The 12,416-nt window shown below is 63.9% G+C and carries 14 protein-coding genes; 3 read left to right on the forward strand and 11 right to left on the reverse strand.

Features of this window, described 5'->3' with window-relative positions; genetic code table 11:
* Positions 1–76: 76 nt before the first annotated feature.
* The gene (locus tag BKA16_RS05825) at positions 77–1,087 is read right to left on the reverse strand and encodes an ABC transporter substrate-binding protein (RefSeq protein WP_183369774.1); all 1,011 of its coding nucleotides are present in this window, start codon (positions 1,085–1,087) and stop codon (positions 77–79) included.
* Between the two features lie 187 nt (positions 1,088–1,274).
* On the opposite strand from BKA16_RS05825, the gene BKA16_RS05830 reads away from it, so the two are divergent.
* The 3 genes from BKA16_RS05830 to BKA16_RS05840 are packed head-to-tail and all read left to right on the forward strand — an operon-like array spanning position 1,275 to position 4,266.
* On the forward strand, positions 1,275–2,279 hold the full coding sequence (locus BKA16_RS05830) for an iron chelate uptake ABC transporter family permease subunit (RefSeq protein ID WP_183369775.1): 1,005 nt from the start codon (positions 1,275–1,277) through the stop codon (positions 2,277–2,279).
* Complete coding sequence (locus BKA16_RS05835) at positions 2,276–3,364, forward strand: FecCD family ABC transporter permease (protein WP_343067292.1); 1,089 nt, start codon at positions 2,276–2,278, stop codon at positions 3,362–3,364. Before BKA16_RS05830 ends, BKA16_RS05835 begins: the two co-directional genes overlap by 4 nt.
* A 44-nt stretch (positions 3,365–3,408) precedes the next feature.
* Positions 3,409–4,266, forward strand: a complete 858-nt coding sequence (locus tag BKA16_RS05840; protein ID WP_183369776.1) for an ABC transporter ATP-binding protein — start codon at positions 3,409–3,411, stop codon at positions 4,264–4,266.
* A gap of 258 nt (positions 4,267–4,524) precedes the next feature.
* On the opposite strand, the gene BKA16_RS05845 is transcribed toward BKA16_RS05840, so the two are convergent.
* The 10 genes from BKA16_RS05845 to BKA16_RS05890 form a co-directional block, all read right to left on the reverse strand.
* Complete coding sequence (locus tag BKA16_RS05845; protein WP_183369777.1) at positions 4,525–4,920, reverse strand: Fic family protein; 396 nt, start codon at positions 4,918–4,920, stop codon at positions 4,525–4,527.
* A 291-nt stretch (positions 4,921–5,211) separates the two neighbouring features.
* Positions 5,212–5,607: a hypothetical protein gene (locus BKA16_RS05850; RefSeq protein WP_183369778.1), complete on the reverse strand. Its 396-nt coding sequence runs from the start codon at positions 5,605–5,607 to the stop codon at positions 5,212–5,214.
* 703 nt (positions 5,608–6,310) lie between these two features.
* Positions 6,311–7,476, reverse strand: a protein-coding gene (locus tag BKA16_RS05855) for an IS3 family transposase (protein ID WP_183369779.1) whose coding sequence is annotated in 2 segments (ribosomal slippage) — positions 6,311–7,189 and positions 7,192–7,476 — 1,164 coding nt in all. Because the reading frame shifts where the segments join, the coding sequence is not laid out codon by codon here.
* 69 nt (positions 7,477–7,545) lie between these two features.
* Entirely contained in the window at positions 7,546–7,944 is a 399-nt protein-coding gene (locus BKA16_RS05860) for a hypothetical protein (protein WP_183369780.1), read from the reverse strand.
* A gap of 531 nt (positions 7,945–8,475) precedes the next feature.
* Positions 8,476–8,730, reverse strand: a complete 255-nt coding sequence (locus BKA16_RS05865; RefSeq protein ID WP_183369781.1) for a hypothetical protein — start codon at positions 8,728–8,730, stop codon at positions 8,476–8,478.
* 426 nt (positions 8,731–9,156) lie between these two features.
* The gene (locus BKA16_RS05870) at positions 9,157–9,594 is read right to left on the reverse strand and encodes a hypothetical protein (protein WP_183369782.1); all 438 of its coding nucleotides are present in this window, start codon (positions 9,592–9,594) and stop codon (positions 9,157–9,159) included.
* Positions 9,591–9,779: a helix-turn-helix domain-containing protein gene (locus BKA16_RS05875; protein WP_183369783.1), complete on the reverse strand. Its 189-nt coding sequence runs from the start codon at positions 9,777–9,779 to the stop codon at positions 9,591–9,593. Before BKA16_RS05875 ends, BKA16_RS05870 begins: the two co-directional genes overlap by 4 nt.
* A gap of 121 nt (positions 9,780–9,900) precedes the next feature.
* Positions 9,901–10,068, reverse strand: a complete 168-nt coding sequence (locus BKA16_RS05880) for a hypothetical protein (protein WP_183369784.1) — start codon at positions 10,066–10,068, stop codon at positions 9,901–9,903.
* Positions 10,065–12,044, reverse strand: a complete 1,980-nt coding sequence (locus BKA16_RS05885; protein WP_183369785.1) for an AAA family ATPase — start codon at positions 12,042–12,044, stop codon at positions 10,065–10,067. Before BKA16_RS05885 ends, BKA16_RS05880 begins: the two co-directional genes overlap by 4 nt.
* Before the next feature lie 110 nt (positions 12,045–12,154).
* A complete protein-coding gene (locus tag BKA16_RS05890; protein WP_183369786.1) occupies positions 12,155–12,322 on the reverse strand; it encodes a helix-turn-helix domain-containing protein in 168 nt (55 codons plus the stop codon).
* Between the last annotated feature and the right edge of the window lie 94 nt (positions 12,323–12,416).

A 12,416-nucleotide genomic window follows, 5' to 3' on the forward strand; every position in this document is an offset into this window, starting at 1 on the left:
CGTGCCGCCGAGACACAGCAGGTCCCCGCGAGCGATCTCGCGGGGACCTGCTGCACGGTTCGAGGGTCGGAAGAGACTACTGGCCGTCGTTGAGCTTGGTCAGCGCCGGCTTCAGGGAATCGAGGCCGAACGGGATCGAGGTCACCGTCGGGAACGCCAGAGCGGTGTAGGTGAGGCTGTCGGTGCCGAAGTAGGCGCCCGACTTCACCGCGGCGAGCTGCTGGAAGAGCGGCGATCCGGTGATCGACTGCTCGGTGCCCTCGGCGAACCCGAGCGTGAGGAACTGGGCGGCGCCGATCGTGTCGACGAGCTTCTCCATCGACACCTCGGTGGTGCCCGCTCCGACCTTCGAGGAGTCGGACGAGTCGTCGAGCTCGGTCTTGTCGAGCTTGCCGTCGAGCTTCAGCCCGAGCTGGGTGAACAGTCGCCCCATCGGGGTCTGCGAGGTGGACTCGGCCGAGACGACTCCCGGCGCGTAGACGGCACCGGTCGCGTATGTCTTGCCCTTGATGTTCGGGAACTGCTCGGCGGTGTCGGTGATCGCCTTCTCGGTCTCACCGACCAGCTTGTCCGCTTCGGATGCGAGGCCGAGCGCCTGGCCGATCTCCTTGGTGGTGTCGCGCCAGTCCGTGGTCAGAACACCGTCGATGTCGCTCACCACCGGAGCGATCTTCTTGAGCTCGTCGTACTGTGCGTCCACACCGCCGAGGCCGGTCGCCAGAATCACGTCGGGACGCAGCGCGAGGACCTGCTCCACGTTCACCCCCTGAGGGCTGTAGTCGATCTTCTCGACGGATCCGAGCGGCTTCTCCCACGGCCACGATGAGACCTGGACGGCGCCGACGGGCGTCACGCCCAACGCACGAGAGACGTCGAGGTCGGGCACGCCGAGGGTGACGACCCGAGTGGGCTTCTTCTCGATCTGAACCTCGCCCAGTCGGGTTTGGAGCGAGACGGGGAACGCGGAGTCGTCGCCCGATGAGGACGCCGCGTCGTCGCTGGATTCCGAAGAGCAGCCGACGAGCCCGGCGACGACGAGGGCGGCGGAGACGGCGATGACGCCGAGTCGTGTTCGTTGAAATTTCATAAGCGGAGCGTACAGCGTCACACTTAGGCTTGCCTAGCCTGGTTTGTCGGGGATGCGTCGGGCCCCGCTCTGAGGAACGTTACCCCGGCGCAGGCTAGGCTGTCCTGAATCCTGGTGAATCAGGTGACGACCGACCAGAAGGAGAGGCGATCGTGATTCTCGGCAGTAGGGAGTGCGGGCCGTCACGATGGTGAGCCGGAACTCGGCTCGCGCGGCTCTGTGGCTCCTCGGCTGCGGCGTCCTGGCCGTCCTCTCGCTGGTCAGTCTGACCGTAGGTGCCGAGTGGGTGCCGTTGCCCACCGCCTGGGACGCCCTCACCCACTACGACAGCTCGGTCGTCGGACAGGCGATCGTCGTCGACCAGCGGATCCCGCGGACGGTGCTGGCCCTCCTGGTCGGAGTCGCGCTCGCGGTCGCCGGCGCGCTGATGCAGGCGCTGACGCGCAATCCCCTCGCCGATCCGGGCATCCTCGGGGTCAACAACGGTGCCGCGTTAGCGGTGACCATTGCGATCGGCGGTCTCGGGCTGAGCGACGTCAGCGCCTACATCTGGTTCGCGTTCCTCGGCGCCGTTCTCGCCGCCGTGGGTGTCTACCTGCTCGGATCGGTGGGGCGGGGCGGTGGCACGCCGGTGCGGCTCACCCTGGCCGGAGTCGCGCTCAGCGCCGTGCTGATGGGAGTGACCACCGGACTCATGCTGCTCGACCCGGTCGCCTTCAACGGGCTGCGCGCGTGGAACACCGGATCGCTGCTCGGCCGTCCGATCGGAGTCGCGGCGACGGTGGCGCCGTTCATCCTCGCCGGGCTCCTGCTGAGCGCCGTCGTGGCGCGCGCGCTGAACTCGGTGTCGTTGGGCGACGACCTCGCTCGGTCCCTGGGCACCGACGTCGGCCGGACCCGAGCGGTCAGCGTCGTCGCCATCACTCTGCTCTGCGGCGCGGCGGTGGCCGCGGCGGGTCCCATCGCATTCGTCGGGTTGATGGTCCCGCATATCGCGCGATGGATCGTCGGACCGCAGCAGCCGTGGATCATCGCGTTCGCACTGATCGGCGGGCCGCTCCTGGTGCTCTCCGCGGACATGGTCGGGCGGGTCATCATGCCGGGTGAGATGGCGGTCGGGTTGGTCACGGCGTTCGTCGGTGCGCCGGTGCTGATCGCTCTGGTCCGCCGTCGAAAGGTGAGTGGTCTGTGAGCCGGATCGAATCGCTGATCGAGCGTCTGGGGTTCGCGGACAGTCGCATCGACTTCGGACGTCGGGTACTCATCCGACGCGGTCGGGCGGTCTCCGGGCGAGTCGGCATCCGCTCGGTCCTGGTGTGTTCGATGCTGCTGGTGGTCGCGCTCGTGGTGGCGGTGATATCCCTGGGCACGGGCGACTTCGACGTGCCTCCCCTGAAAGTCGTGGAGACGATTCTCGGCGGCGGCACTCCCGCGGACCACCTGGCGATCGTGGAGTGGCGAATGCCCCGAGTCCTGGCGGCGCTCGGGGTGGGCGCGGCGCTCGGTGCGTCCGGTGCTCTCTTCCAGTCGCTCACCCGCAATCCGCTCGGCAGCCCCGACATCATCGGATTCAACGTCGGCGCGTACACCGGTGCGCTCGTGGTGATGGTGGTGAGCGGCGCAGGCTACGCGTGGGCCGCCGCGGGTTCGGTGGTCGGCGGACTGCTCACCGCGCTCGCGGTGTACCTCCTCGCCTACCGACGCGGCGTCCAGGGCTTTCGACTGATCATCGTCGGCATCGCGCTCACCGCGATGCTGCAGTCGGTGAACACCTGGCTCATCTACCGCACCGACCTCGGCGACTCGATGCTCGCCGCCGCGTGGGGAGCGGGAACGTTGAACGGCGTGAAATGGCCGCTCGCCGTGCCGCTGTTGGTCGCATTGGCGGTTCTGGCGGTGCCGACGATCGTGGTGGCTCGTCGAATGCACATCCTGGATCTCGGCGACGATGCGGCGCAGGCGCTGGGGTTGCGGACCGAACGCGTGCGCCTGGCCATGATCGTGGTCGGCGTGGCGCTCAGCGCGGTCGCGGTCGCGCTCGCGGGGCCGATCGCGTTCGTCGCGCTCGCCGCGCCGCAGCTGGCGTCCCGACTGGCTCGAACCGCGGGCGTCAGCGTCGTGCCTGCGGCGGCGATGGGGGCACTCCTGCTGGTGCTCAGCGACTTCATCGCGCAGAACGCGTTCGCGCCGACACAACTGCCGGTCGGCGTCGTGACGGTGTCGATCGGCGGCGTCTATCTCGTCTGGCTGCTCGCCGTGCAGGCCCGACGACAGTGACATCAGCCCAGCGGAAGCAGGCTCGTACGGAAGGAAGCGATGTGATGAGACGACCAGGTCGGACGACCGAGGTCGGAGCCGGTGGACACGCGACCGGTCCGCGGCTTCGGGCCGTCGACGCGACCATCGGGTACGACGGTGCGACCGTCAGTGAGAGCCTGTCGGTCGACATCCCGGACGGACGGTTCACCGTGATCGTCGGCCCGAACGCCTGCGGGAAGTCGACGCTGCTTCGTGCGCTCTCGCGGCTGCTGAAGCCGGAGGCGGGCCAGGTGCTGCTCGACGGGAAGGCGATCGACTCCTACCCCGCCAAACAGGTCGCGCGGACCCTCGGTCTGCTGCCGCAGACGTCGATCGCCCCGGACGGCATCCGCGTGGCGGACCTGGTGGCCCGGGGCCGATATCCGCACCAGCGGCTCATTCAGCAGTGGACGGCCGACGACGAGGAGGCCGTCGCGTCGGCCATGCGCGACACCGGCATCACCGATCTGTCGGCGAAGCTCGTCGATGAGCTGTCCGGCGGACAACGACAACGCGTGTGGGTCGCGATGGTACTGGCGCAGCAGACGCAGATCGTCCTGCTCGACGAGCCGACCACGTTCCTGGACATCGCGCATCAGATCGAACTCCTGGACCTGTGCGCGCGGTTGAATCGCGAGCAGGGGCAGACGATGGTCGCGGTGCTGCACGATCTCAACCATGCGTGCCGGTACGCCGATCACCTCATCGCGATGCGGGCGGGGCGAGTGATCGCCGAAGGTCCGCCGGCCGAGGTGATCACCGCGGAGCTGGTCGGTGAGGTATTCGGACTCTCGTGCCGGATCATCGACGATCCGGAGACGCACACTCCGCTGGTGATCCCGCGGGCGGGCGACTGGGCCGCGCTGCCGGCTCGGAGGTGACCGCGCCCGCGATCCTCCGCACCGGCCGTGGGGACGGAGAAGGGCACTGAGCCGAACGTGCCGTTCGGAGCCGCTTAGGAGAATCGAACTCCTGACCTGTTCACAGGGGGTGGCACATACATGAAATCCTCCGGATGTCAAATATTGTCTATCGTTACTGGTGGAAGCGATATCAGAGTTACTGACAGTTCCATCAGATGCGAATGAGGTCGACTAGTTCTAGCCCACTAAACGCCCATCTCGATCTGGCGAAGGTGGTCACCAGATCGCGTTGACGCGGAACCACTCCGCTGCACGCCGCAGTGTCCGCCCCGGATCATCGGTGGTGTCGAACAGGCTGCGCGACACGGCGAGGACGAACGCCTCCGCTTCAACTGTCATCACGGGTCGCAGTCCAACCCCATTCAGCTCAAGGAACGTCACCGCTGAAATCCACGCCGTCCGCTTGTTCCCGTCGGAGAAGCACTGAGTCGAACTCAACGAGTGAATATAGACACCCGCCTTATCCCAAACGGTCGGGAATGCTTCCTGGCCGAAGGCGGACGTCATTGGGCGTCCTACTGCGCCAGCCAGCATCTCATGATCCCGTAGACCACCGCCGATGCGGGCGTTAATCCCCTCGATGATCGTGCCCGAGAGGTGTTCGATACTCACTCGTCAGCGAGTCGATCCAATAGCGGCTGCCACCGCTTGATCTGAGCGTCGGCCACAGCCAAGGCGCGGTCAGCGTCCGCAAACCTCGCCACGTAGGTAGTGGTGGTCCACTCCTGGCAATCTGCGCTCATCTCGCACCTCCGTTCACGTTCCTGTTGACGTCAATAGTAGCACAGTGTATCGCATGATACATCGGCATCTTGCCTGGTAGAAAGCCTGCTGTGGCTCCTTCGTCCTCAAGCCCCTCCGAGCTTCTAGGTTTCGGAGAGTTGGTCTCCGAGCCTGCGGCCGCTACCGAGACCGGAAGTAGAACGGCCTCGACTCCGCATCAACCACCCCGAACACCGCCCGATGAACAGCGACCTGACCATCCGAGCAATACCAATCCACCACCACATCAGGATCAGCATCCCGATCCATCACCACAATCGGCGGATCAATCTCCGGCACATGCTCCGCATAAAACGCGTCCACCCGTTCTTGAACCGACACCACCGGCCGCCGACGATTCCGCCGCCCCTCAAACTCCATTCGATCCTCATGAAGCAACTTCTCCTTCACGTGCGCTGGGGTTTTGGGGTCTCTCAGCATGTCACTGCGGATCGCCGCCCGTTCGTCCTTACTTAAAGCCAATGATCGGCCCTCATCCCGTTTTGAAAATCGTTTCCATTTATAGATGTCGGCCAATGCCAGCGGTGGCCGCCGAGACCGAAAGGGGCCACCCCCCATCCGTAATCTGTTGTCGCACAGCGTTATTCGCGCCCAGTTGGTCTGTAGTCGAGTGCCTGGCGGAACAGTTCAGTCCACCGTTCACCGAGCGGCCCTGCTTCGACGGTGTTGGTGCTGGCTCCTGAATGGAGTTCCTGTCGCGGGTTGTCGTGTCCTTCGAGGGCGCGGTGTTCGGCCATTGCCTGATCTACGGTGGAGGCTTGCGTGGCGAGTGCCCGCACTGCTGCTGCTACGCCGTGGGCTGTCACTCGTCGTCTTCCGTTTCCGTGGGTGTGTCGGTGGCCGTGGTGGCGTTCGTGTAGACGTGCTCCCACGCCCGCAGGCGGGCGTCGATGTCAGCGACGGTGAACACCGGGTTGACGGTGATGGATGGGTGTCGACCGCCAGCTACTTCAATGACGTCGTGGGCATCGGGCGCTCGGAGCAGCGAGTAGAGAAGGTCGACGTTGTGTTGGACAGTGCGAGCGTGCGCGAGTCGAACGTCTTCAGTGTTAGTGGCGAAGAGTGTGGCCGCGATTGCTCGTTGGCGATCTGCTTTATCTGCGACTGCGATCGGCTTAGCGATTCTGCTTGCGTACTCGATCAACGTGGTTGCGAGGTCGAGACTGTCGGCGAGTGCGTTGCCGTAGGGGGCTGATGCACGGTTAGGTGACACGGTTAGTCACGCGGCCTGAGGGGCCTCGTGGTTGATGATTGTCTCGAATTCGATGGGGGTCAATCTGCCGAGGCGGTCTTGTCGTCTGCGGCGGTGGTAGGTGCGTTCGATCCAGTGCACGATGGCGGCCCGGAGCTCGTCTCTGGTGGCCCAGGATCGGCGGTCGAGGACGTTGTTCTGTAGCAGTGAAAAGAAGCTCTCCATGGCCGCGTTGTCCCCGGCAGCGCCGACCCTTCCCATCGACCCGAGCATGCCGTGCCGGGTGATAGCCTTCTGCATCTTCTTCGAGCGAAATTGAGATCCTCTATCGCTGTGTAGGACGCAGCCTGTGACGTCGCCCCGCCTGGCGACGGCGCTGTTCAGTGCGGCCACGGCCAGGCAGGACTTCATCCTGGAGTCGATCGAATACCCGACGATGCGGCCCGAATAGACGTCCTTGATCGCGCACAGGTACAGCTTTCCCGCCGCCGTCCAGTGCTCGGTGATGTCGGTGAGCCACAGCTCGTTCGGGCCCACGGCGGCGAAGTCTCGCTCGACGAGATCGTCGTGCACGGGTGGGCCGGCCTTGCGATGCTTGCCGCGGCCCTTCTTGCTGATGGCACTGGTCCAGCCACCGGTTGAGCAGATTCGCCAGGCGGTGCGCCGGCACATCTTCTCGCCCGCGGTCTCAGCTTCATCGGCCAGGTAGCGGTAGCCGAATTCCGGATCCTCTCGGTGCGCGTCGAACAGGGCGTTGGCCCGGTACGCCTCGGCGAGTTCGGCATCGGTGACCGGGTTCTTGAGCCATCGGTAGTAGGGCTGACGAGCGATCTTGAGTACCCGGCACGCCACCGTGACGGGGATGCCGTCAGCGGCGAGCTCGCTCACGAGCGGGTACCACCTTTTCCCGGCAGATTCGCCTGGGACAGGTAGGCAGCAGCGCGGCGCAGGACCTCGTTCTCCTGCTCCAGCAGTCGCACACGCCGCTTGGCCTCCCGGAGCTCCTGGGATGCCGCGGCGGTCGTGCCGGGCTTGATCCCGGCCTCCACGTCGGCCTTGCGAATCCACTTCTGCAACGTCATGGGATGGATACCGAAGTCGGCGGCGATCTGCTCGAGCGTCACACCGTCTTCACGATTCTGAGCGACGCGAACAACGTCGTCGCGGAACTCCTGGGGATAGGGCTTGGGCACAACAACATCCTTCCAGGCCGCCCCGGCAGGGCAAGCCAGATCAGATGTCACCAACTCGTGCACCAGCCCCTAGCGTCCGCGTACTGCTCGGTCGAGGTCGGACCATCCTGGTTCGTGGACGGGTAGCTGGGCTGCTACCTCGGCGAGGCGGGTAGCTACTGCCGTGATGGGCTTGGCGCACTGCTTGAGGTAGTGGTCGCCGTTGGTGAGGATTGCGGCGTCTGTGTACTTGTTGACCAGGTCGCGCGATCCGTTGTACATCAGCGCCTCGTGGTGCTGCTTGCGGTTGAGGGCTGCGATAGCCTCGTCGATGCGGCCGGTGGCTGCGAGTTCGGCAGGGTTACCGACAGGCTCCGCCAGCCAGGCGTGGAGGGTGCGGTGGTTGTCGATCGCTGTCTGGACTTCCTTGGGATGCTTGACGTCGATGCCGAGGGCGGCGAGGTTTTCTTCGAGGGGTTTGAGGATCATTAGGTTTCCTGTTCGTTGATGAGGTTGAGGAGTTGTTCCGCGATGTCGCGGGCCTCGTAGCGGTTGATAGTGATGTAGTGGCGGTGGTCGTCTGAGTAGATTCGATACCGGCCTGTCCGCGTCCTATTGACGGTCGGCATGCTCTGTCCAGTCGACGAGCCGGTCTGCGAGCGCGAGTGCGTCGCCTTCGTTGAATAGTTCCGGGCGTGCCATGAGTGCCTCTGCTAGAGCGTTGAGGGCGTCTACGGCACAGTGCTTGTCGAACCGAATCCACGACTCGACGTCAGTGGTGATCTTGAGCCGCCACAGGTGGCCTTCTCCCCTGACTGTGGCGTGGCCGCATGCCGAGAGCGCTTTAGTTCCCACGAGCGTTATCGATCGCGTCGGCGAGAGCGGTCGCTACGTCGAAAGCGTACTGGCGCGGCATCCACAAGTACCTCCTGGTCGGCAGTACGACTTTCCATACGTCGTCTGGCGCTTCTCGGATTTCGACGCCGTTGTGGTTGCAGATCAGGCGGTGTGTCGGGTCGTTCACTGGTGGCCTCCGCTCGCGAACAGTTCCCCGAGTGCTGGGGCGTCGTCGGGGGCATCGGCCAGGATGTCGGGTCGGAGTTCGGCGAGCGCGTTCACAAACTGGATGAGTTCTCCGTCCGTCCACGTGATCCACGAACTCGCCTGGGTCGCTTTGGTATTGCCGTTGGGTAGGTTGCGGAGCGTGATCGTTGGCCGGGATGGATCGTCGCTGTAAATGGTGTGAACGGTCGAGATTTCTCGTTCGATGGTCATAGACTTCTTCTTTCGGGGTGGGTGTTCCAGACCTCGGCGTGCTCATCGGCGGCGTCGGTCAATAGGTCGGAGAGTCGGTAGGCGTCTGCGATGTCGAGCACGCAGATTCCGTATCGGGTTCGGATTCGTACCTGCCCGATCGTGACCGGGGTGACGGCGAGGTACCTCGTCATTCGCTACCCCGCTGGGTGAGCGGCCCGGCTGGTTTACCGCAGTGCCCTCGGCCGGGACCGGCCTTGTAAGGGCGATTGTGGTAGAGGGCTTTTCTGGCCTCCATGACATCGAGGAGCTGGGTGAGGTCGATCTGCCAGCCTCCGGCGTGGAGCGGACCCGTGCGGACGGCGGGGAGTTGTCCAGATAGCACGTAGTCGCGGATCGTCCAAATGGATCGTCCGACCGCCTTAGCCGCGTCCTGAACAGTCATTCTCATGCGGGTTTGCTCCAATCGTTGAGTGCTGCGATGCGTGCGGCGTTGGCGTCGAGTTCGGCGGCTTCGGCTGCCTCTGCGACGTGGCTGAACGCGTGTGGACTGGTGATCGCCGCGTAGCGGAGGTGCCGGCGGATCTGGACGTGGGTGTCGTCGATGGCGGTGAGGTCGTCGATGATCCGGCGGGCGTGTGTCCCTCGTAGGCGTCGCCCGGCGCCGATGATTCGGCCGTCTGGCGCGTGTCTGATGGGTAGGTTCTCGACGGAGATTCCGTGGTCCATTGCGATCAACGCGAGGTTCCTGATGAGCATGTCGACGGCGGTGATCTTTGCGACCGCGTTATCGGGGCGAACTGTGTTCTCTATCTCGGTCTGGAGTTGGCTTACGACGATGGACGCGAGTTGCCCGAGCCGCCATGCCGGGATGTTGTCGATCACGGATGCGCCTGGACGGTTCGTGCCTCGGATACGGCGTAGAGCGGGATGGTGCGTCCGCCGCGTGGAGTCCAGTCCCCGGCGGGGATGAGTCGTCCTCGGTTGATCCAGTTTCGGACGGTTCGTTCGGTGACATCGAGGATCTGCGCGAGTTCGCCGCGTGTGGCGAGGGTCGGGTGGTTCGTCATGGTGGGCCTATCTGAAATTGGAAAATGGGTACCTGAATGTGCAGCTCAGGGGCTTGGCTGAAATGCAGATTGGCCCGTAGACGAGTTAGAAACGTCTACGGGCCTACCGGCCAGAGAAGGGTTATTCGGTCGTCAGATTCGCGATGAGGTCGACGAACTCCTCAACCGGGACGATGGAGAAGTTCGTACCTACCCGGACACGAACACCACGCTCGATCCGCTCACCCTTGTGATTGCGCCACCCCTCGACGAGTTCGAGTCCGACACCACGCGGTTTCGGGTTGCTCATGATGCGATCCCGTTCGTCGGCGCGAGAGACTTGGCTGCCTCGACGCAGTGTCGGTCTGCGGTATGGAAGCCGTCCGCGATGTCGTCGGCGAAGATCAAGTCCTCACTGCACGCAAGGCACTTGTGATCCCAGTCGTGTCCTGACTGTCCTGACTGTCCTGACTGGGCGTGACCTGGGGGAATGCTGTGTCCTGACCGTGCCGCAGTGGGGACACCCAGTCCTGACTGGGATCCAGTGGGGACATCGTGTTTATGCAGGTCATCGCCAGTTGGGACAGTGGGGACAGTTGGGACACGCATGGAGTTGCTGTCCCCACTGTCTGGCAGATTCCAGACCGTGCGCCGGGGGAAGTCGTTCGTGTCCGTGGCCGTCACCCCGAGCTTCTTCGCGGCCCGTTGGATAGCCTTCTGCGAGCAACCCAGTTCCTTTGCTCCCTCACGCTTCACATCTAGCGAGAGGGAGTCAGGATTCAAGCCGAGGTAGTCGTGGACCCACCTCATTGCCTCGGTCCGTTCTTCACGCTCCCCAGAGTCACCGAGTAGATCGGTTGCTGTCGTGTCAGTCTCGCCTCGCCACTCCGCAACGCCGACATCGATACCGTCACCCAAGTCCCTCGTCACCACTTCGACGCTTTCCGACCGCTTCCGCTTCGCCAGATTCGACTTCGTGTTCGTCACCACGAGACGCCCACTGTCCTCGTCGGCCGCGACCGACAGAACCGAACGCGCGACCTGCGACCAAGCAATCGACCCCATCATCAACTTGCCGGAATCCGCAGAGTCCTTCTTCCCGAAGTGGCAGAGGCCCAACATGACGATGTTCTGGCGCGACGCGAGCTGAGCCATAGGTTCGAGAACGGCGCGTATCTTCCGGTCGTTGTTGCCGTCACCGGCCACCGATTGAGACACGACCGACGTTGCCGCGTCGAGGACAACGAGCCGAACTTGATAGTCGACGATCAAGTCCTCCACCGCGTCAAGATCGGCGGGGAACTCGACGACACCGTTGTCAGAGAACTCCGACTTGACCGATAGGAACATCACCCGAGACATGTCAGCCCCTGCAGCTTTGAGCCTCGGGGCGACGACATGCTCGATGGAGTCCTCGGTCGCCAGATAGATCACGCGCTCACCGTGCAGGGTTCGTTCTGCAGCGATCTTGCACGCGATCGTCGACTTGCCGAGACCTTCCCGGCCAGCGAGGAGGGTGAGGAAGCCCCACGGGAGCCAATCGTCCATCATCCACTCGATTGGCTTCATGTCGATCTGGTTTCCGAACGTGACGACCAGCGAACGTCGCTGCGTCGGGCCACACATCTCGACTAGTTCGTCGATGCCGTGGCCGTGCTGGAAGTGGTCCGTGAGATCTTTGCCTTCTGCCGCTCGGACTACGCGAACCGACTTGGCGACGTTTTGTAGCAAGTCGCCGACCTTCGCCGCGAACTTGCGTCCCGCATCGTCATTGTCCGCGACGATCGTGACATCGCGGCCTTTGAGCTTATCCACCTGGTAGCGCGCGGGATCTACGGAGGCGCCCTGCCGAAACGAGACGCCCACATAGTCGGGGAAGTGGTACAGAACGGTATTTGCGTCCTTCTCACCTTCGACCAGCAGGACCGGCTTGTCGCGGTGTCGTTCCAGTTCGTCCTGCCGGAACATTCGCGTCGACTTCGTGTTGCCGGTCTGCGGAAACGACTTGTCGGCCTTGCGATGCACTTGGACGTCCCGGTAGTCGTACGTGGCCTCTCGGTCGAACAGGTCGACGATGGTGAGTCCCACCGCGTCCATGATCGACTTGGGTGTGCAGCCCGCGTGACACGTGATGAGCGCGCGGTCATCGGCGCGGCGGATGGACAGGGAAGGGGTCTTGTCGTCGTGCGCGGGACATTGGGCCTTGCAGCTGTCTCCGTCGCCGTCGACTCGTCGCCCACTGCGGGTTAGGGCATCGACTAATGTGTCGAATGCTGTACTCTGCATGTAGCAGCTCTCTATGAGTGCGACCCCAACCGTTGCAGCGGTCGGGGTTCGCGGGGGAGATTGTGGATTGGTAGAGATTTCGACGGCCCCACCTGTCAGGTGGGGTTTCGTCATTCTGCGACTGGTGTCGGGTGGAGTACGGCGTCGAGTTCGTCGGCGTGGACGTAGACGCGGTGCCCGTGTCGGTACCGGGTGATCTTCCCGCTAGCGATCCAGTTGCGGATCGTCGCCTGGGTGCGGTCTGCTCGGTCGGCGGCTTCGCCTAGTGTCAGGTACATTCTTCTCCTTCCTCTATTAGCTTCTAACGGCTACTTGCAACTATTCTAACAATCTGCTAGAGGGTGACCTTTTGTGTCTGCTGGCAAATCGGAC

Source organism: Gordonia humi (assembly GCF_014197435.1).
GTDB classification, from domain to species: domain Bacteria; phylum Actinomycetota; class Actinomycetes; order Mycobacteriales; family Mycobacteriaceae; genus Gordonia; species Gordonia humi.